Annotated in this window: 15 protein-coding genes; 8 read left to right on the plus strand and 7 right to left on the minus strand. The window is 40.6% G+C overall.

The window, feature by feature from the left end; translation table 11 throughout:
- Positions 1–42: 42 nt before the first annotated feature.
- Positions 43–1,362, minus strand: a complete 1,320-nt coding sequence (locus tag J2X77_RS02015; protein WP_209579847.1) for a mechanosensitive ion channel family protein — start codon at positions 1,360–1,362, stop codon at positions 43–45.
- A gap of 169 nt (positions 1,363–1,531) precedes the next feature.
- Between J2X77_RS02015 and J2X77_RS02020 the strand changes: the two genes are divergently transcribed.
- From J2X77_RS02020 to J2X77_RS02030, 3 genes are all read left to right on the plus strand, one after another.
- Complete coding sequence (locus tag J2X77_RS02020) at positions 1,532–2,521, plus strand: NAD(P)H-dependent glycerol-3-phosphate dehydrogenase (RefSeq protein WP_209579849.1); 990 nt, start codon at positions 1,532–1,534, stop codon at positions 2,519–2,521.
- A gap of 1 nt (position 2,522) precedes the next feature.
- Positions 2,523–4,769 carry a glucosylglycerol-phosphate synthase gene (gene ggpS / locus J2X77_RS02025; protein ID WP_209579851.1) on the plus strand — a complete coding sequence of 749 codons (2,247 nt, stop codon included), beginning with the start codon at positions 2,523–2,525 and terminating at the stop codon, positions 4,767–4,769.
- A gap of 715 nt (positions 4,770–5,484) precedes the next feature.
- Positions 5,485–7,614 carry a TonB-dependent receptor domain-containing protein gene (locus J2X77_RS02030; RefSeq protein ID WP_209579860.1) on the plus strand — a complete coding sequence of 710 codons (2,130 nt, stop codon included), beginning with the start codon at positions 5,485–5,487 and terminating at the stop codon, positions 7,612–7,614.
- A 169-nt stretch (positions 7,615–7,783) separates the two neighbouring features.
- On the opposite strand, the gene J2X77_RS02035 is transcribed toward J2X77_RS02030, so the two are convergent.
- Positions 7,784–8,032, minus strand: coding sequence for a hypothetical protein (locus J2X77_RS02035; protein ID WP_209579862.1), 249 nt, complete (start codon positions 8,030–8,032; stop codon positions 7,784–7,786).
- A 279-nt stretch (positions 8,033–8,311) separates the two neighbouring features.
- Here J2X77_RS02035 and J2X77_RS02040 point away from each other — a divergent pair, with 279 nt between their 5' ends.
- The 3 genes from J2X77_RS02040 to J2X77_RS02050 all read left to right on the plus strand — a co-directional run bounded on the left by J2X77_RS02040 (position 8,312) and on the right by J2X77_RS02050 (position 12,059).
- Positions 8,312–10,495: an ATP-binding protein gene (locus tag J2X77_RS02040; RefSeq protein ID WP_209579865.1), complete on the plus strand. Its 2,184-nt coding sequence runs from the start codon at positions 8,312–8,314 to the stop codon at positions 10,493–10,495.
- 125 nt (positions 10,496–10,620) lie between these two features.
- Complete coding sequence (locus J2X77_RS02045) at positions 10,621–11,478, plus strand: AraC family transcriptional regulator (RefSeq protein WP_209579868.1); 858 nt, start codon at positions 10,621–10,623, stop codon at positions 11,476–11,478.
- A 218-nt stretch (positions 11,479–11,696) separates the two neighbouring features.
- Complete coding sequence (locus J2X77_RS02050) at positions 11,697–12,059, plus strand: PleD family two-component system response regulator (protein WP_209579871.1); 363 nt, start codon at positions 11,697–11,699, stop codon at positions 12,057–12,059.
- 96 nt (positions 12,060–12,155) lie between these two features.
- Here the strand turns inward: J2X77_RS02050 and J2X77_RS02055 are convergent, their stop codons facing one another.
- The 5 genes from J2X77_RS02055 to J2X77_RS02075 all read right to left on the minus strand — a co-directional run bounded on the left by J2X77_RS02055 (position 12,156) and on the right by J2X77_RS02075 (position 17,819).
- Positions 12,156–12,521: a PleD family two-component system response regulator gene (locus J2X77_RS02055; RefSeq protein ID WP_209579874.1), complete on the minus strand. Its 366-nt coding sequence runs from the start codon at positions 12,519–12,521 to the stop codon at positions 12,156–12,158.
- 5 nt (positions 12,522–12,526) lie between these two features.
- Positions 12,527–14,077 carry a PAS domain S-box protein gene (locus J2X77_RS02060; protein ID WP_209579877.1) on the minus strand — a complete coding sequence of 517 codons (1,551 nt, stop codon included), beginning with the start codon at positions 14,075–14,077 and terminating at the stop codon, positions 12,527–12,529.
- Between the two features lie 840 nt (positions 14,078–14,917).
- Positions 14,918–15,109 carry a cold-shock protein gene (locus J2X77_RS02065; protein WP_046676064.1) on the minus strand — a complete coding sequence of 64 codons (192 nt, stop codon included), beginning with the start codon at positions 15,107–15,109 and terminating at the stop codon, positions 14,918–14,920.
- 378 nt (positions 15,110–15,487) lie between these two features.
- Positions 15,488–16,543 (minus strand): 3-oxoacyl-ACP synthase III family protein, encoded by a 1,056-nt coding sequence (locus J2X77_RS02070; RefSeq protein ID WP_209579879.1) that lies wholly within the window; start codon positions 16,541–16,543, stop codon positions 15,488–15,490.
- Positions 16,544–16,676: 133 nt separating this feature from the next.
- Positions 16,677–17,819 (minus strand): DUF4932 domain-containing protein, encoded by a 1,143-nt coding sequence (locus J2X77_RS02075; RefSeq protein WP_209579881.1) that lies wholly within the window; start codon positions 17,817–17,819, stop codon positions 16,677–16,679.
- 211 nt (positions 17,820–18,030) lie between these two features.
- On the opposite strand from J2X77_RS02075, the gene J2X77_RS02080 reads away from it, so the two are divergent.
- Together J2X77_RS02080 and J2X77_RS02085 are read left to right on the plus strand one after the other, a co-directional pair.
- Positions 18,031–19,680 (plus strand): RagB/SusD family nutrient uptake outer membrane protein, encoded by a 1,650-nt coding sequence (locus J2X77_RS02080; protein WP_209579882.1) that lies wholly within the window; start codon positions 18,031–18,033, stop codon positions 19,678–19,680.
- Between the two features lie 9 nt (positions 19,681–19,689).
- Positions 19,690–20,694: a metallophosphoesterase gene (locus tag J2X77_RS02085; protein ID WP_209579884.1), complete on the plus strand. Its 1,005-nt coding sequence runs from the start codon at positions 19,690–19,692 to the stop codon at positions 20,692–20,694.
- The last annotated feature ends 67 nt before the right edge of the window (positions 20,695–20,761 follow it).

The raw sequence follows: 20,761 nt of genomic DNA on the forward strand, positions 1-20,761 counted from the left end.
GTGGTTTTCATATGAAAACCACTAGGCACTCTTAGTTGGTTATTACAAACTAGATTCAGCACGTTCTTTTTTCGATACAAGCAAACGCAAATCGTCTGCCGCTGGCAATTCAAAGATTTGCAAGTGAAAGTGTTTGATTGCTGCGAGCAGATGGTCAAAAATATCGGCCATCGTATCTTCAAAATATACCCATTGTGTTCCCTTGGTAAACATATATAACTCTAATGGTATGCCATATTCTGTCGGAGCCAGCTGACGTACCAGTAATGTCAATTCTTGGTGGATATTAGGGTTATTTTTTGCGTATGCGAGGACATAAGCCCGAAATAAACCAATATTGGTCATTCTTCGCCCATTAACTGGCGAAGAATTGTCTGTATTCCACGTCTTATTGTACGCGGCAATCTCGCGTTCGCGCTGATCAATATACGGTGATAATATGCGGATATTTTTCAAGGCTGTTATTTCCTCCTCGCTAAGATACCTTACTGATGACATTTTAATATTCAGTGCACGTTTTATACGACGACCGCCAGTCTCCTGCATTCCGCGATAGTTTTTGAATGAATCGCTGAGAAGCGTATAGGTCGGTATAGTGACAATGGTTTTGTCCCAGTTCTGTATTTTGACATTATTAAGATTAATTTGTAGCACATCGCCGTCTACACCATACTTGGGCATTTCAATCCAGTCGCCTACACGTACGGAGTCATTGGCCGACACTTGAATACTGGCTACAAATCCCAAAATTGTGTCTTTGAATACCAACATCAGAATTGCGGACGCTGCGCCCAGCGACACGAGAAAGGACCATGGTGAATTTCCTGTTAGAAGTGAAACAGCCAGTGTCCCGATCACAAAAATTAAAAAGATCTGCACCACCTGTAGGTAACTGTCGATGGGCTTATCTTTAAAACCATTTGAAGTGCGGAAGATATCACGGCAGGTTTTCAATAAGCTATTTACAAGATGATAGATAGTCAGCAAAACCACTAAATCAAGAAATTTGACCAAAGCAACCGTTAACACTGGAAAGCCCAGGAAAATTATTGGTAATAGCTGGCGTGCCAGCAGAACGAGAATAGTGCGACTTAGGCGGACATGTACCTTATTGCTCAAAAGGTAATCATCCCATTTGGTTGAGGTTCGAAGGGCAATTTTATTTAGCGCTGTATGAAATACGCGACGTATGATATAGTCGAGCACGTAGAGGAGTAACGCTGCGGTCAAAAGGAGCCCAGCTGCGGTTGCTATGTGGGCCTGCTGTTCGGGTAAGCCTAATTTTGAGAAGAGATCGAAAATGTACTGATAGATTGAATTTGATGATTGTTCACTAAGATTTAGCATATTTAAATTTTTCATATGAACAGACAAATTTAAGAAAAAATATTAACACGTGTTTTTCTGGGTGTAAATACGCCTTTGTTAACTAATTTTTGCTTATTGATTAATTTTTTGCTAATTTTGTAAATTAATAGATAACCCGATAGCAAAAGATCGCTGCTTTTGCATCTTTAAAACCCCCAATAATTTGAATGAGATTAGTGTGATTGGTGGTGGGAGTTGGGCCACGGCCCTGGTTAAAATTTTGACAGAAAATAGCATCCATGTGAACTGGTATATGCGGCGTTCCGAACAGGTACGCTCGATCAATGAAGATGCTGTCAACCCCGACTACCTATCTTTTTTAAAACTTGATAATACAAAAATTTATGCTTCTGATCAGCTGGATATGATCGTGGCGCGTTCGAAAGTAATCCTATTTGTCGTTCCAAGTGCGCACCTGGATCATGTTTGCGAAGCAATCCCCAAAAAGGACATGAGCGGCAAATTTGTGATGACCGCAATAAAAGGAACCGTTGGGCCGGATAATTTGCTTCCCAGTGCTTTCATTGCCAGGTATTTTGAGCTAACCGACTTACAGCAGGCAATTATCGCGGGCCCTTGCCACGCGGAAGAAATTGCTAGAAGCAAAAAAACCTATATAACCTTATGTGGATCAAATGAAAGCGTTATTCAAAAGATTTCGAAAGGATTTGCATCAGCTTATATGCAGGTACACTATAGCGCTGATATGATCGGAGTGGAATACGCGGCCATTTATAAAAATGTGGTTGGTATTGTCTGCGGTATGGCTGAAGGATTGCACTATGGCGACAACTTTATGGCGGTGTTGGTAGCGAATGCAATCGACGAACTTGGATTGTTGCTGCAAGCTGTTGGTCTACCCAATTCTCGGCTAGGCAACTCGACCTATTTGGGTGATTTATTGGTGACGGGATACTCCAAGCATAGCCGCAACCGGAAGTTTGGTCATTATCTCGGTCAGGGATTTTCGGTTTTTGAGGCACGTGGGCTGATGGGAATGGTTGCCGAAGGTTATTATGCGACAAAGGGGATAATGAATACTGTATCAAGTCTCGGACTCAATATGCCCCTGTTGCAGACTGCCTACCGGGTGTTGTATAACCATATGGCAGCAAAAGATGAATTTAAACTTTTAGAAAGGAATATAAGATAATATGATATTAGCAACAGATTTAGATGGAACTTTTTTGGGGGGTAAAATGGAAGATCGCCTCAGATTATATCGATTGATGAAGGCGAGTGCGAATATGCAGCTGGTTTTTGTGACAGGGAGGGGGCTGGAGTCTGTATTGCCTTTGCTGAGCGATCCACTTATTCCGGTGCCAGATTTTATTATAGCTGACGTGGGGGCTACATTGGTAAACGGCCACAGCCTCGAAGCGATTGAACCATTGCAGAGCGAAATTGAGGAAAAATGGCCGCAGACTTATGCGATCCGTTCAGCGCTGGATGAGATTCCGCAATTGCGTTATCAACATGTACCACAACAGCGGCGCAGCTCTTTTTATTATGAACCTGAGGTAGACCTCAATCTAGTGAAGCAAGTGGCCGACAGGTATGAGTGTGACATGATTACTTCGGCCGATCAGTATCTAGACCTGCTTCCGAGAGGTGTAAACAAAGGTACAACGCTTAAAAAGCTGATTGAATTTTTGGATGTCGAGCCGGACGATGTAATGGTGGCTGGGGATACCCTCAATGATCTGGCCTTGTTTGAGATCGGTTTTCGTGGTGTTGCCGTAGGAAAGTCGGAGGACGGTCTGCTTCAAGCTGTTGATCAAATGGAGACAGCTTACGCCGCCGAGGCCGCCGGTGCGGGGGGTATATTAGAGTATATGAGTAAATATCGCCCTTTCCAGCAACTCATCCGTACTGAACAAAAAATAGCACCTCAAAAAGGCAGGACTAAAAAATCCGATCAGCTGGTGATGGTGTATCATCGATTGCCTTTTGAAAAGGAATCGATCAATGGGAAGACAGTGCGGGTGGCTCCGAAAAGTCCAAACGGAATTATTCCTTCATTATTGGGCTTATTTGAAAAGGGGCGTTCAGGTCTTTGGATCGGTGAGGAAGTTTTGCAGCCGGATGGACAGCCGGTTCCTAATCAGTTGGTAGATGAAAGCAGGTATCCCAACCTGGTGGCATCCACCATATCGCTATTAAAAGAAGACATAGATAAATTCTATCGCGTGTTCTCAAAAGAGGCCTTTTGGCCAACTATTTTTTCCTTTGTGGACCGTGCAAAGTTTAACCACGAAGATTGGGATCACTACTTGATGATTAACAAGCACTTTGCCGAGCGTATAGCAAGAGAAGCCGACGATGGGGCCCTCGTATGGATCCATGAGTATAACCTGTGGATGGTACCATCGTTTTTAAAGGCCGTGCGACCCGATCTGAAAATTGGTTTCTTTCATCATACCGCTTTTCCGGCAGCTGATATTTTTAATATCATTCCTTGGCGCAAAGAAATTATCGGAAGTCTGCTGCTTTGCGATTTTATCAGTTTTCATATCCCACGTTATGTAGAAAATTTTGTGGATGTGATCCGTAGCCATACCCCTTTTAAAGTGATCAAAAAGGTGAATGTTGCCAATCAATTTCTCACTTATAGCTGCGCTCTCGGAGTAGATCAGATGACGAAAGTCATTGAAGTGGACGGCAGACAGATCAGGTTGGGAGCTCAACCGGTCGGCGTAAACAAGGATCATATCGAACAGATTTTGATGGATGACCAGGTGAGGCTGGAGATTAATACGCTCAAAAGAAACAAAGACGAATCAGGAGTAACGCGTATTATATCTATAGAGCGCTTAGATTATGTAAAAGGCCCGTTGGAGAAAATTCAGGCTTTTGGAGAGTTCTTAGCAGAATACCCCGAATTTAGGGGTAAGATTGAACTGGTGAATGTGTGTACACCGCCATCGCAGGGCATGACAATCTACGATGAAATCCGCGATCAGGTAAATCAGGCGGTGGGTGAGATCAATGGGAAATATGCTACGATGAACTGGACTCCGATACAATATTTTTATAGAGCGCTTCCTTTTGAGGAGGTCATCAAGCATTATGCGTTAAGCGATATTGCCTGGATCACACCTTTGCGCGACGGCCTCAACCTTGTGGCAAAGGAATACATTGCCACCCATGGATTACTGGACACTTCAGGAACACTTGTACTTTCTGAATTCGCAGGAGCATCGGTGGAACTGCCCTATGCTATTTTGACAAACCCCTATGACCGCAAGAGCATGAAAGATGCCTTGTTGAAAGCTTTGGTGATGGAACCGGGCGAGGCTCATGTGCGGGCGCGTCGGCTGTATGAGCATATTGAGCATTACGATATCCATTATTGGGGGAAGGATTTTGTAAAGGAACTCGAAAAATCTGTTAGGTATTGATGGGCGCTCGCTTTAGGCAATTGATATCCTATGGATCATATCATGGGTATAGTGATGCCGTTGTCTTATTCGTACGGATTAGGAGGGTCAAATTTGATAAAAATTTGGCCCTTTTCGCTGAAGAATGGCTATATTTGCGGCTATAATAATGGTTGCGAGAATTTTTAAATCGATTACAATAATCCTGCTGCTGCTATGCGTCATCCTAATGAGTTTTAGCAAGATTTTTATTGTGCTAAGCTTTTATGCGAATCGTACCGAAATTGCAAGTACCTATTGTATCAATAAAGGTAAGCCATCCTTACACTGTGATGGTAAATGCTTTCTTATGCGTATGTTGAAAAAGGAAACGCAAAGGGAGAAAGATGTTCACGAATATTTCTCAAAAACGCCGGTTTTTTTTTGTCACCATTATTTTCCGACAATTTTGCCAAAAATCTTTACCCCAAAGTCTGAGCGCTCTGTTGGCAAGGCGCGGTCAACCTTGTTTATTAAGTTTGATTTCTTTCATGAAATACTCAGACCACCCATCTTTTTCATTAGCTTAATTCTACCAGATTATCCCCTTTTTTTGAGATAAAATCTATAATTCTTTATGACGACTTTCGGTTTGTCTGGAATTCGCTATACTGTATTTTAGTTTTAATTCACATTTATTATTGGTCCACTTTAACTTATAATGCTTTTGAAAACGATATATTTAGCGTACGCATTCATGTTTACGCTTTTATTAACCATTTGTAGCAGCACTGCAAGGGCGCAATACAAAGATTCACTATTGCCCAAACAGCTTGACTCTGTTTATATCAACGCACGGTTCAGAGCCAAAGATAAAGCCAGCTTCCAGTCTGCCCGCATGAATATCCCTGACTACGAAAATCCACAGGTAACTGCGAGCGTGGGTAAACGTCTAACTAAAAATAGAAACTACACAACCCAGTCGGCGATGCTATCAAATGCGGCGGGTGTAACACCAAGCTGGGCCGGAGTAGCGCCTTACTTTACTGTCCGTGGATTTCGGACGCGGAGCAATTTTAGAAATGGCTTGAATGCTTATTTACAGTATAATGATGAAAATAGCAATATCCAGCAAATTGATGTGATAAAGGGACCGAGCGGTACTTTGTTTGGAGGAACAAACATGGTTTTTGGCGGACTGATCAATGTACTGACGTATGTACCCGTTGATAGTAGCTTTATGAATTTTTCGCTGGCTACAGGCAACAATGCTTTGCAGCGCATCGGTATCGACCTAAATACGCATTTAGATGCAACCCATAAGTCGCTGTTCAGAATGTTTGGTACCTATACGTCGCGAAAGAGTTTTCAGGATGCAGGAATAAACAAAAGTATTTTTCTCGCTCCGAGTTTTAGTTATCAGTTAAGTCCGGATCTTAAGGTGAGGTTAGAGGCAGAATTCTTGCGAAGAAATACGACAAATAGTCCTTTATTTACGCCAGCAAATCCGCTCGTCGGTGGAAGCTTGATCAATGTTGAGCATTCCAACGGCCTGAATTTGGACTACTTTAAATCTTACACCGACAACACTTTGCTATGGCAAACGTCTTCACTGAATTTTTACGCAAAGATAAGTTACGCTATTTCGCCGGATTGGCAGTCTGAAACAAACTTTGCCAGTACAAACAGTACATCGAGCGGCGATTATCAAACAAATTTATTGGTCAAAAATAATACTGCCGTAGCGAGGAGGGTATTGCACTATGATGAGGAGGGTATGCGTAATTATCAGGTGCAACAAAACTTTATCGGTCATTTTAATATAGGGGGGCTGGAAAATAAATTGCTGGTCGGTCTTGATTACCACCGCTATAGCTATGCTGCAAATTATAAAAATGCCGGTTATGTAGATACGATATTCATGGCCAATCCTTTGGCCGGAGCAAATTCATTGCATGCAGACCTGATCCGTAATCTTGTGCTTTCTAAACAGCCCAGCAATTCCGTTGCTCCGCAAAATAGTTATTCGGCTTATATCTCAGATGTTATCCATCCAACCGATGCATTGACATTGATGCTCAGTGCGCGGTATGATAGACTGATCAATTTGGGGACGAAAGATTTGCTGACAGGCACGACTACTGCGGATTATAAACAATCAACCATTACCCCAAAGATAGGGTTCACTTATCAGCTTCTTCCAAAAGTGGCGACATTTTTTGGGAATTATATGAGCGGCTTTCAAAATCTCGCGCCAACGAGTACAAATGGTGTTTTGTATAATTTCAAACCGCAATACGGTAGTCAGCTAGAATCTGGCGTCAAAATAGCGGTTCCTGGTAATGCACTTGACTTGACATTGAGTTATTATGCCATCAACGTACGCAACACGGTGATGACAGATCCTAATGATGCCACGAAGTATACACAGGGGGGGCGACAATATAGCCGCGGTCTGGAGCTTGATATACAGGCAGAACCCTTACCCAATCTCTTTATACATGCAGGTGGCGCGCACAACATAAGCAAAATAACGGTTGCTGACGCCGCGGTAGAGGGTTTGAGACCTGTGAATGCTGGGCCCAAATGGTCTTCCACTTGGTATGTGAGTTATGAACGGCTTGTCGCCAAAGAAAGTAAGTGGAATGTGGGATTCGGGGGGAACTATGTGGGACGAGATCTAATCATCAACAGCCAAAGTGCCGGGAGTTTTTATACCGATGCCTATATCCTTTGCAATGGTAACATTGGTTATGCATACCGACAACTTAAATGTAATCTGACTGCCGATAATCTATTTGATACTCGCTATTATTATGGGGGGAGAGGCTTTATCACCCCAGGCAACCTGCGCCAGTGCATCTTGTCGATGTCGCTGCACTTTTAACGGCTAAATCTAAAGGCAATGCTCCAATTATTTATAGCATTGATGTTAATTTCTATCCCAGTCAATAGCTTGGTTGATTGACTGAGATAGAAATGAATAATTGTATTTAGTGCCTTAGCTATCAAGGCTTAAAATGATACGTTAGAAATTATAAACACATTAAATGCGATTAGTTATTCAGCTGTAATTTCCCAATAAACGGGCGGCTATCAACTGTCATTATCGCTTCTTTAATGGAATAGCATAATTGGTAGTTTTCGCTCAGTATTTTTTTGCTCGATTCTATCTTGTCTTTTTCAACCTTATCGACAATCCACGTTGGGTTTAATGGATCTGAATTAAATTTGGTTATCAATACGGTAAATCCTTCTTTCTGAGCACTAATTAGCGTGTCTTTTGTTATATCTACTATCTTCATAGTGAGACAATATACAAAAAAAAATATGAAAGTCCTTTTATCCCGAGCAATAAACCATGCCAACACCTTTGTTACAACTTAAGGTAACGATGCCTGATGTAGTTCGCTTTTGGGTTTAAATTGCGTAGATGCCGATGAAGATTTCTGCATGGTTTTGTGAGGTAAATAGGATAGTTTAACATTCTAATAATTTTTATTAATTTAGCATCATATGATAGCATTGATGGAGAATAGCACTATTGATTTTACCATATTTTTATTTAATGAAATAGTAGGTGTATGCGTGAAGTTAATTGTCATGATGAAAAGATTCATCTTTGTGGTAATATTCAGTCTTTTGGCTATCTATTTATCTTCGAGGATGATAAGTGTGTCGGTGTAAGTGAAAATTGTGCAGTGATTATGGGGGCAGCATGTCCTACGGTGTTAGGTATGACCCTTGAAGCTGTTCTGGATCATGTCGCTCCGTCGTTTGGGCTTCGTGGAGATAAAATTGAACAGGCCGTTTCCCAAAGTCTATTTGCCAGATTTGTCGAGCGTGTGACGATTTATCAGCAAGATTATTTTCTCAGTTTATATCGGTATGACGGAAAAATATATCTTGAGATTGAAGACTGTAATCCCCAAGCCGTAAAGACAACCAAATTATATTATTACGCGAAGCATCTGGAAGATCAACGTGAAGGTAAATCTTGCTGGCAGGCACTGACGGAACTGATAAAGGATATCATCCACTTTGATAGGGTGATGATTTATCGTTTTATGGAGGATAATAGCGGTCAGGTGATTGCGGAAAGCAGGAGCGAGGAATTAGAATCGCTGTTAAACTACCGGTATCCGGAGTTTGATATACCAGCACAGGCTCGGGAACTCTACCGTATCTTCCATGCGCGGCACACGGCTGATGTGGATGAGCGAGCAATTCCAATCCTGGGCAAGGCTGCAGAAAATTTTGATCTGACACGTTGTAGCTTAAGGGCGCTTTCACCCATGCATTTGCAATACCTTAAAAATGCCGGCGTAAAGGCCAGTGCCAGCTTTAGTATCATTGTCGATGATGAACTCTGGGGACTCGTTGCCTGTCAGCATCGGGAGCCTATGCATGTGGATCTCTCGCAGCGCCATTTATGTACATTGCTGACTCAATATGCCGTAAACCGTTACCTTGCAGATTTCCAGAAAGAGCAAGTTCGTATGCATAAAAGCCTGTCTCAGCTGGAGCATAGTTTAAAAAGTGATTTGTTGATTAAACGTGACTTGTATGATGTGTTGGAGAATTATGCAACGCGGATCATGGAGGTCATGAATGGGCAGGGGCTCATCATTAAACGTGATCGTGCGACCATGACTGTCGGTGAGGTGCCTGACAAAAAGATTCTTAAAAAGATCGATGAAGAGATTGGAACTAAGGAGTTTTTCGTCACCAATAGATTTAAGTGTACTGGCTTTGGTGACGATGTGGAGGTTTTTCCCGGTGTCTTGCGTATTAGTATTTTGCCTGTAACGAATTGGTACTTATATATTTTTAGGAAGGAGCGTTTGATTGAAGAAGTATGGGCAGGGAAACCAGAAAAAGTGATGCAGATTGACGCAGAAAAAAAGATCGCTTTTCCTTCGCCACGCACTTCGTTTGAAGCCTGGAAGAAGATTACAAAAGGGAAAGCCGAAAAATGGCGTCCGTCAGAACTTGCTTTTATTGAAAACATTACCCATATCATTCAGCAGTCGATTGCGCAGCGCGGGGGAGAAATTGACAAACTTAACAAGGAACTGGTGCGCTCTAATAATGCTCTTGATACATTTGGGTACACGTTGACCCACGATCTTAAAAATCCATTGACTACCATTCAGCTAACGGCTCAGATGTTGCTGTATAAAAAGGATGTCTCTCGGGAGTTTCTCGAAAAGTCAATGAAAAATATCTTGGAAGGAACGCAACTTATGAATGATATGATGGACAAAGTTTACCAAATGTCTAAGGTAAACCATGTTGACTTTGTCTTTGAGCCGATCAATCCGCGGTCAAAGATTCTTAATATCGTTGAGAATTGTAAGCAGCAATATCAGGTAACCCATTTGGAATTTAAAATGGGAGAAACATTACCGGTTATGGGGGAGAGAACCTTAATATATCAATTGTTTCTGAATCTTATCGGTAATGCAATAAAATACAGCAGTAAGAAGGAAAATCCAAAAGTCTCTGTCAATAGCGTTAGAGAGGGAGATACCGTTCGTTATGATGTAAAAGATAATGGAATTGGTATAGATCTGAAGGAGAGTGAAAGAATTTTTGAAATTTTTGGGCGTATGTCAAATACCGAAGGTTATGAAGGTTCGGGTATTGGTCTATCCATTGTGAAGCAAATTGCTAATAAGCTCAATGCAACATTACATGTGGAAAGTGAACTTGGCATGGGTACTACTTTTTCAGTCACCTTCAATGATGCTGCTGTAGCTATATAGTGACAAAGGATGAAATGGTATTTTTAAAAAACGGAAACAATCGCTATTATGTATGGGTTCAAAATGATAATGAGACTTTTTTAGCATCATTACCTTATTAATTTATACCCATTACATAATTATATATGCTGAGTGCCGACAAGATGAGTGAATTGCAATATGCCTTTAAGTTAAATCATACCTATTATTTTGACGATTTCGATCATGATGATGAATTTCTAAATGCTGCTCAAAAACTGATTGAAGACAAATGCTTCATCATAGTTTTTGGAACAATTAACGATGGAGATGAAGGGTACGACAAATTATTATTCTTCAATCAGTATTATTTTCCGGTCTCCGAAATAAAAGGATATTTGAAAAAAGGCGCTTATTTTGCCTTTCGATCGGATCTTTTTAAAGGCTATAGTATGCGGAACAGATTAAAGGATCTTGGATTTCTGGAATACTCAATGCAGGAATCATTGGTTTTAAAAGACAACCATCACCATCTTATTGCTAAGCTCTTCAACCTATTGGTTGAAGAGACCAAAATGCCACAAAGTGAAATTCATTCAACAATAATCGCTTCCTATCTGAATCTATTGTTATACCATATGCAAAGGTTTTACCAACGCTTCATGGAGGATAAATCGGATGAACTTAATGCATTACAGTGTCAATTCTTAAAGGAGCTGGATACATTTTTCGACCAGGAGCGACGTTGTATGTTAGCGCCACCGACCGCTACATCATTATCGAAAAGACTAAATTGTACAGCACGATTTCTTAATGACATCTCGCTAAAGGTATCGGGAAAGACAGCACAGTATCATATTGAAAATTTTATAGTTGCCGTTGCCAAGCAGCTATTGGCCGAAACGGATCTTTCTGTTGCGGAAATAGCGGAAAGAATGAAGTTTGAGCATCCTCAGTCGCTAACCCGATTGTTCAAAAGAAAAACACAAATTACCCCGCTCGATTTTCGGATTTCCATTATTTGATTAAACAACGCTATCACCCGGCGTCGGACGTGGGTGATAGCAATATTTAATAAATAAAGCAGTTGTTTATCCCATAAATTGACTACCTTGTCGAAATCTCAAAGAAAGATGATATAAAAGGTTTGGTAACCAATTATCTGCCCAGCTTAGGTCTATTTTTTTAATTCTCTCCAAGACCATATTTTTCAATCATTGCGGTGTTTATAAACAATCAAAAAATGAAAAAGAAAATTGTTATTTGTGACGATGACGCGCTCATCCTTAATGTATTGGAGCTGGCTTTGAAAAATGAACGAAACGATGTTTATCTCGTTTCAAAGAGCAGGGAACTTGTAGGCATTGTTGACGAAGTATACCCTGATATTTTAATATTGGAGATTGATATGCCCTGGTTATCTGGTGACGATATTGTACGCGAGCTCAGAAAATCGGAGAAACACGCCGATCTTCCGGTAATTTTGATGTCTACAAAGTCGCATGGCAAGCAGATTGCTTCTGATTGTGGGGCCGACGCCTTTTTGTCCAAACCATTTGAATTGGACGATCTATTCTTGTTGGTTGATAAATTGAGTCGACCGTAATATGGCTGATATACTAGCTGTATTCAAAAAAAACACTTTTGATTAAAAGTGTTTTTATAAATTTTAATGAGCATATTTCAACGGACTATTTAGGGGTTAATTCTTCAGTATATTATCAATTTTTTGGGTGATATCTACCAGATCAAAAGGTTTTGCGATAAAACCATTGGCACCTAAGCCGCTTGCAATCTCTGGTCCATCCACGCTCGCCGAGAGCACGATTATAGGGGTGTCTTTGATTTCGGGTGTGCTTCGGATCATCTTGATCAGCTGATCGCCGGAAATTATTGGCATCCAAAGATCCAATAACAATAGGTCGGGCTGATGAGAAATTAATTGCTTTGTCAGGTTGGTACTATTTGATTCGCATATGACATTAAATCCTTCCATATCTAAAAAAAGTTCCAGCATTTCGAGTATTCCTCGGTCATCATCACAGATCATTATCTTTTTAGTCTGCATATTTGTTAGTTATTGTTTACAATGGGTAATGTAAAATTAAAAGTAGATCCTTCCCCCAGCTCACTCTCTACCCACAATGTACCGTTGTGATTGACAATGATCTCGTGCGAAACGTAGAGACCAATGCCCAAACCCGGAAACTTTTTTTGTATATGGCTGACGCGGAAAAATCGTTCGAAAATCTTTAATCTGTCTTGATAGCTTATTCCCATACCGTAATCTCGCACAGAGACCTTTACAAAGTTAGCAACCCTATGAATACTAACTTCAATTTTCTTAGATTCTGGCGAATATTTAATAGCGTTTGATAGCAGATTATTGAGTACTTGGATAATCTGTAGTTCATCACCCTCCACGATACTATCCGAACTGCCTGAAAAATGAATATCAGCGTCAGGCACGGCCAGTCGCATACTCTCTACGGCGTCTTGAATCGTCTTATCGATCTCAAATGGTTCCATGTGCAGTTCCAAATTTCCAGATTGAATTTTAGAAGTATCCAAGAGTTTGGCTATAAGCAGGTTTAGCCGGTCGATATAGGATGCTATTTTATCTAATGTAGAAATATACTTTGGATCTGTATTTTCGACACTGAGCCGCTGTACAATCTGAAAAAGCCCCTTAATAGTTGTGAGTGGAGTTTTGAGCTCATGGCTTGCGATAGACAAGAAATCATCTTTACGTCGATCTTGCTCTTTCTTTTCAGTGATATCTTCGATCGCGATGAGGATTCGGTCTTTGTATTTGCCTTCAAATTCAATACGGTAGGCATTCAGCAACATCACTTTTCGCCCAATATAAGGGAACGTATGATCCACTTCATAGTCGATCACTGGATTATTGGTAGGCAGTATCTGTGTAAGCATCTCCTTTAACGAAGCAATATCCCATTGCTGATTACCCAAGTCAAATAACTGCTTTCCTAACGTTTCCTCTGTAGTAACTTTAAAAGAGTTTAAGAAATGCTTATTGGCGCTCAAGACAATATAATTCGCGTCTAATACCAAGAGGCTCTCTCTAACTGTTTCAATAATACTGGATAAAAAACTTTCTTTGTCCTGAAGTTCTTTCGTCCTCTGCTGTATTTTGAGCTCGACATGTGACTTTTCTTCACGAAGATCGTGCTCTGCTTTTTTTCGATCACTGATGTCATTTTGAACACCGATAAAATGTGTCACCTGTCCGTCTTCGTTTTTCACGGGGGAAATAAAAAGTTCGTTCCAAAAAAGGGTTCCGTCTTTGCGGTAATTACGAATTTCGATTTTGCACTCTTCACCCCGCAGAATCGCTTCTTTGATAATTCTACGTTCTTCTTGCGAACGATCTTGCGCTTGTAAAAAGCGGCAGTTGTGACCTATTATTTCCTCTTGTGCATAGCCACTGATGGTTTCGAAAGCTTTGTTACAATAAATAATAGGGTTGTCATGCTGCGAATTGTCTGTAATAATAATTCCCGAATAGGCAGAATTCAATGCTTTTAGATAAAGATCTATATCATTGTTCTTGTTGTCACTACGTTGCTTTGCATTGCTGTTTCCGGAAGGATTTTTTCTCATATACTATAGTATACCATGCTTACTCATGGTGCGCGAATTTAATTTTAAAATTCGAAATTAAATGGAAAATTGCAATGACTAATTTGAAATACCGTATAAATGCGGGTGAGGATACAGTGGCTTACCTATCAATTTGGTTATTGCATTGAGCCTATATTTTTGATGAAATTATAGGTAAACTAAAAAAACAAAGTTCGTATTGGCACTGCAGCGTAAAATTGAAATTTAACATAATCGATGGGCGGGACTGAGTAGATTTATGATATTTCATAAGTTTATATAGATTTTGTTAAATTGTCTATTTTTAGTTTTTTATGTTTAAAAATATTTTTGATTTTAGCCGTTGATAATTTTAATTCTATTTTCTTATTTTCGGTCTAGGTTGTGAAAAACCTCTTGGAGACCTTTGTCATGCACTGCCAGGGTGTTGTTATCGTGTTATATTCCTTTTATGAGCAATCCTATTTGAAAAATCATCTAAAATATGAGCCGTGCAGCAAATAAATTAAAGGGAATATTTCTTTATAAATATTATATTGTATTGATGTGCAGTGATATGTGTTTTTTATGTATACTAAAGGTATAATATGTGAATTAAGCTGTTGGGTTATTGAGAATAAAAATTATTCCTAAACATAAAGACCTTCTGTATTACGTGACAAGGCAAGTGGCCAAGCGGCCAAGGGGGTTGAAGTTGGGGGCTAATTTAAAAAGACATCATCACGTCTTTCTGACGGATTAAATGTAGTTGATGTATGGCGGATATATAAAAAAAGTGCAACGGTTGCCCGGTGCACTTCGCAAGAAGATAAATAGATATCTTCTTGTGTGTTTACTTAATTATGCGATACGTACGTTAACTGCGTTAACACCTTTTTTACCGTTTTCTACATCAAATGTTACACTGTCATTTTCGCGTACTTCGTTGATTAATCCTGATACGTGTACGAAAATGTCATCTCCACCAGCAGCTGGAGTAATAAAACCAAATCCTTTTGTTTGGTTGAAGAATTTAATAGTTCCTTCTTGCATTGTTTTATATATTATATTAAAGTATTCTATAAATAAATTCGCGTTACGATACGGATATCTTAACCCTATTCAATCGATTTGTTTGCAAGAAATGATGTTTGTAGTTTAATGTGCTTGGGTATATTCAAGTTCAAAAAGGTACTTCACCTATTATTTTGACAACAAAAATTGCTTCTGAAGATGCGAAACTGAGCGGGAAGTGTTATAACTTTCCGATTTCAGAGAAGCAAATTGAGCCGATTATCTTCCAAATATAACTATAAAATATTATTAAACATAGTATTTATGAGCCTATTATTAAAATGAATGAGTAATTCCGCGATTAGGCCATTCTAAAGTAGGTTTTACAGACAAAATAAATTTGCACATCCATTTTTTTTAAACTTGATATAGGAAAGCATTTATATTCATTCCAGCACCTACCGAAGCAAATAGGATGATATCGCCTTCATGTATCGATTGATCTTCAATCTCGCCTCGTTTGATGAGATCATATAGTGTCGGTATGGTTGCGACGCTACTGTTTCCCAAGCTATGGATAGTCATTGGCATGACATCAGCTGGGGCCGTCATATTGTACAATGCGTAAAATCTTTTGAGAATGGCTTCATCCATTTTTTCATTGGCTTGGTGGATCAGTACTTTTTTTATCGCTCTGATATCGATACTAGCATTTTGAAGGCAAGCTTGCATGGCCAAAGGAACTTTGCTGAGGGCAAACTCATAAATCTTGCGTCCCTTCATCTTAATATATCGCGTTTCCGTATGTTGCTCATGCTGGTATGAAGGTCCAAAATTAAGGTAGTCGGATTCCTCAATGGCGTACGTTGCACTTTCAAAGGCCAAGAGGCCACGGCTGTCATGGGTTGCTTCGACAATTACCGCGCCGGCACCGTCTGCGTAAATCATAGAATCTCGATCAAAAGGATCAGTCACACGTGATAGCGTTTCTGCACCAATAACGAGACAGCGCTTTGCCATCCCTGATTTGATAAAAGCATTGGCATGCAGAACACCCTCATTCCAGCCGGGGCAACCAAATAATAAATCATAAGCGACGCATTTGGGATTGCTGATACCAAGTTTTTTCTTCACTCTGCTCGCTAGGCTTGGTACTGTATCTGACTGGATTTTACCATATGGAATATCACCATAATTGTGGGCTAAGATAATATAGTCTAGTGTTTCTGCATCAATACCCGCATCATCAATGGCAAGTTGACTGGCTTTAAAAGCTAGATCGGAAGCGACTTGGTTAGCATCGGCGTAGCGACGCTCTTCAATTCCGGTAATTGCCTTGAATTTTTCGATGACTAGTTGAGACTGTTTAAATGGTAGCCCGTTCTCATCCAAAAAAAGATGATTTTTAAAGTAATCGTTTTTAATGCGATTTGATGGGACTAAGCTGCCCGATCCGATGATCTTAATATTCATAATATTTCCCTTTTTAAGCCTTGAAAGGATTTAGATACTGTTAACTACGCTGATTTCTTGTGATCGCTACAGGCATATTGCTAGCGTCTTAATCTTTATCGTTAATAATATACTAAATATTGTCGGAATGGGACTAATTTTGTTTTGAGCACCATTCTAAGAGGGGCTTGTATAAAGACGCTATATTTTTGTTTTTATTGTCTTTATAGCGGCTAAACAATTCGGCGTTAAATTCATCTGCTTTAGGAAATCCTTTTTTGTTCACCATCATATCATTGACGTTTTCGACAATCTGTCCAAATAGATCATAATCTTCGCCAAATTTGTCATAACAATACAAAATGAATAGTCCCCAAGTTAGGTATTCGTCGAACACTTTGACCGGACTTGGGTAATGGACTGTACTTTTATTCGATGCATCTATCCAGAATTCCCGGTTGTTAAATATGGTATCAATCTGTTTTTTATTTTTTTCACTCAGAGGTCCGACGTAGTTATGGTCTATTTCTGTGAAAATGATCCGGGTATTTATTGCTTTCTTAAATTGGGGACTCCAAGATTCGTCTTCACGAAGCGTGGGTAGAAAAAGTAATATTTCTTTGAATCCTTTATATTTGAAGGTGTGTGTTGCATTCATCCCGGCAATGAGGGGCGATGTCAATATACGATAACTGTTGATTTTGTAATTGAATCTTTTTTCTAACCATTCTTTCTGTTCGGCAATGGAAGCATATTCTTCATAGGCGGCGCGAAGACTATCGTAGTAGGGTTTATGCTGTTTATAAAATGCCCGGTATCCAGATTTTCTAATAAACTCTTCCAGTTCTTTTTTGTAAGCCGGAATGGGGTTTGATTTGATCTGGTAATTTCCAACTCCTTTTGCCGGAAAAATATAGATGTTCGTCGGTATTAGTTCATCGTCTTTGAACTTGAAGCCATAAACATTTGCTGCTAAAAGAAAATAATTCGTTAAATTCTCTCGCAGTTGTTGGTCAAATTTCTTCACTATAGGTAGATCCGAAAATGCCGTAAAATGTGATTTGACCTCTTCAAAATATTCGGTATTCTGTTTGGTCATGTTTGGATTTTCTTTTCCAAAGTCCGTTATTGAAAAGATAATATAAACGAGTTCCTGTGCTTCATTGATTTCCACAGTTGTCTTGCCATCATTATGCGCAATATAGGCATTGCTAAAATCCACCTCGCGTTGTTGACATAGGGCCAGATTCCAGGTTAAGATAAAACTTGTTAAAACTAAAATTAGATTTCTTTTCATTGTATTGTTGCTTCCAGAGGTAGGGCTTGGTGGTCTGACTCCAGGGATTGATAACCGTCAGACCTATCCACGTACGCGTACATTTATGTTTGGTCTAAACTTTAATTTATAAACAGATATGTATTTATTCGCTGTTCTTTTTTCGAGTGGGGAGTCCCTATCGGACAAAGAGAGGATATACGACATAGACTTTAAAAGGAAATATTTACAGATGAAATCAAAACTTTTTATTCGCTTAGTCACTTTATTGGCGTTGACCTTTTCAATGGGGTCATGTACTGATCTCGATGTTGACATAAAATCGCAACTCACGGAATTTCCGGATTCAGAGCGTGCCGCTGAGGCTATTCTTGCTGATGTATATGCGGCCTATCGTGGTGCAATGGGGCGCGATCACTGGATGGTTCAAACCCTTTCTGGGGATGAGGCGGTCAGCGTTGCTATGGGGACGGACTGGTATGACGGCGGTCGGTATCGCGAATTTCATGTGCACAATTGGAATGCCGACAACGGCCTTTTGCCCAGTATTTGGAACGATGCTTCTACAGGAATCACCTTAGCCAATAATGCCATCGAATTATTTGGGGAAGATAAAGAAAAACTCACAGCACCTGCCCGTGCTATCCGTGCTTATTACTATTTCATATTGATGGATAATTTTGGTGCTGCACCATTAATTACAGGGCCTGTGGATGTCGTGCCAGCACGTTCAAGCCGTGCTGAAATTTGTCGTTTTATTGAAACCGAATTGCTTGCGGTGAAGGATTTGCTGCCGACAGCAGTTTCTGTGGCAACTTATGGAAAAGCAACGAAATATATGGCTGAGGCATTGCTGGCTAAGTTGTATCTCAATTGGGCTGTCTATACGACGGCGGATGTCGCCAACTACAACCCAAGTGCGCAAAATGAAAAATTAAATGACGTGGTTGCGATGTGCGATCAGATTATTTCCTCAGGACAATTTAACCTGACGAGCCACAGATTTATGGCTAAGTTTCGTCCGGACAACGATTACCGGGTGAAGGATTTTATTTTTGCCATACCCTTTGATCGTGAGAAACAGCAGGGAATGACCTATTCACGGTTTTGGATCCATCGTAGTGCCCAGAATCAGTTTGCCACATTACCTCAAAGTGTTGGCGGGACCTTTCGTGTATTGCCCACCTATTTGGACAAGTTTAGTTTAGATGGCGACGAGCGCAATGCATCTTACATCGGTGGCAAACAATATTATTGGTCAAATTATGTTGAGGACAAAAAGCGTCCTTTCATGATCAAGACCTCTAAACGTGGTATAGACCAAGATTATAAAGGTGCTGATGCTGATGTGCAGTTTGACTGGCAGCTCGAAACCACCAGGGAGATTACTTTGCGTCCCGATGGTGCGGCCACGTTGAATGCAGGAAACGACCAGAAGGGCCGTTCGATGGGATACCGTTCCATTAAATTTTATATGGATGTTGCAGTAACGTCGGCCAATCAACGGAATCAGAGCAATGATGTTCCTGTATTTCGATATGCGGATATTCTACTGATGAAAGCTGAAGCTATACTTCGTGGTGCTACCGCGACCAACGGTCAGACGCCCCAATCCCTAGTCAATCAGATTCGATCGTATGTCAATGCACCGGCACTGACAGTCGCCCCAAGCTTACAGGATGTATTGGATGAGCGTGCACGAGAGTTTGCCGATGAATCCTGGCGTAGAAATGACTTGATCCGTTACGGCAAATTTGAAGATAACTGGGGATTCCGATCGCTGTATCCGGCTGGCATGAGCGAGAAGTTTCGTCGCATCTTTCCGGTGCCAACAACAGTCTTAAATGTAAACACACACTGGAAGCAGAATCCGGGTTATTAGAAACGATTTATGAAACGCAGAACTTTTATGAAAAATTCCCTGGGCACGGCGATTGCAGCCGGCCTGGGAGGAATTTCGTTCGACAGCTTTGGAGCCGTAAAACCGACCCAACTGGAAAGCGAAGATATACAGCAGCTTTTGAAGCCGAAAGATGGCTATGATCTTCATTTCATGGCTGTAGGCGACTGGGGACTCAACGGCGCCGATCATCAGTTGGCAGTAGCAGGGCAGATGGGCCAATGGGCCGATCAGCATCCCAATGACTTTATTATTTCTACAGGTGATAATTTTTACCCCTCCGGTGTGGTCAGTGAACATGATCCCCTGTGGCATTATTCATTTGAAAATATCTATACTGCATTTTCGTTGCAATGGGACTGGTACCCTATCCTGGGTAATCACGATTATAAATCAGATCCCGATGCTCAGGTGCGCTATAGTACGATCAGCAGGCGCTGGAAGATGCCTGCGCGTTATTACAGCAAGACATTTAGGCTCAAGGACGGAAAAAAGATACTAATGGCTTTTATCGATACCAACCCGATGATCCCTGAATTTTACAGCAATAGCGAGTATGGACCACATGTAGCGGGGCAGCAGCCCGAGAAACAGCTGGCCTGGCTGGACCAGCTACTGGAAGATTCGGATGCCCATTGGAAAATTGTCGTCGGTCATCATCCCTTGTATACGGCGGGACCGCGTACGACGAATTATGATACCTTGGCAGTGCGAAAGGTTTTGGAACCTATCTTTGAAAAAAGGGGAGTAGATATCTATCTTTCCGGGCATGAACATTCGTTGCAGCACCTAAAAGTAGAGAGTAAGAGGTTTCATCAATTTATTTCGGGGGCAGGATCCGAGGTAACACCGGTGAAAACTGACCTGTCGTACAGTCGTTTTGCAAAAGACCAGTATGGGTTCTTTTATTTTTCGATCAATGCTTCAGAAGTAATGTGTCAGATGATCAGCCATGAGGGGATAGCGCTTTATAATACGGTGGTTCGAAAGTCTTGATTGATATAAAAAGTAGAAAAAAGGTGTTTGTTTTTTAAAACACCTTTTTTCTAAAAACGTTTATCTC

It is taken from the genome of Sphingobacterium sp. 2149, from assembly GCF_031455655.1.
Classification (GTDB): Bacteria; Bacteroidota; Bacteroidia; order Sphingobacteriales; family Sphingobacteriaceae; genus Sphingobacterium.

Bases quoted from the DNA above. Each gene is read 5' to 3' on its own strand.
- J2X77_RS02050 (WP_209579871.1), top strand. From the start codon at position 11,697: ATGAAAAAGAAAATTGTTATTTGTGACGATGACGCGCTCATCCTTAAT.
- J2X77_RS02080 (WP_209579882.1), top strand. From the start codon at position 18,031: ATGAAATCAAAACTTTTTATTCGCTTAGTCACTTTATTGGCGTTGACC.
- J2X77_RS02015 (WP_209579847.1), bottom strand. From the start codon at position 1,362: ATGAAAAATTTAAATATGCTAAATCTTAGTGAACAATCATCAAATTCA.
- J2X77_RS02070 (WP_209579879.1), bottom strand. From the start codon at position 16,543: ATGAATATTAAGATCATCGGATCGGGCAGCTTAGTCCCATCAAATCGC.
- ggpS (WP_209579851.1), top strand. From the start codon at position 2,523: ATGATATTAGCAACAGATTTAGATGGAACTTTTTTGGGGGGTAAAATG.
- J2X77_RS02040 (WP_209579865.1), top strand. From the start codon at position 8,312: ATGCGTGAAGTTAATTGTCATGATGAAAAGATTCATCTTTGTGGTAAT.
- J2X77_RS02035 (WP_209579862.1), bottom strand. From the start codon at position 8,032: ATGAAGATAGTAGATATAACAAAAGACACGCTAATTAGTGCTCAGAAA.
- J2X77_RS02065 (WP_046676064.1), bottom strand. From the start codon at position 15,109: ATGCAAGAAGGAACTATTAAATTCTTCAACCAAACAAAAGGATTTGGT.
- J2X77_RS02055 (WP_209579874.1), bottom strand. From the start codon at position 12,521: ATGCAGACTAAAAAGATAATGATCTGTGATGATGACCGAGGAATACTC.
- J2X77_RS02085 (WP_209579884.1), top strand. From the start codon at position 19,690: ATGAAACGCAGAACTTTTATGAAAAATTCCCTGGGCACGGCGATTGCA.
- J2X77_RS02075 (WP_209579881.1), bottom strand. From the start codon at position 17,819: ATGAAAAGAAATCTAATTTTAGTTTTAACAAGTTTTATCTTAACCTGG.
- J2X77_RS02060 (WP_209579877.1), bottom strand. From the start codon at position 14,077: ATGAGAAAAAATCCTTCCGGAAACAGCAATGCAAAGCAACGTAGTGAC.
- J2X77_RS02045 (WP_209579868.1), top strand. From the start codon at position 10,621: ATGCTGAGTGCCGACAAGATGAGTGAATTGCAATATGCCTTTAAGTTA.
- J2X77_RS02030 (WP_209579860.1), top strand. From the start codon at position 5,485: ATGTTTACGCTTTTATTAACCATTTGTAGCAGCACTGCAAGGGCGCAA.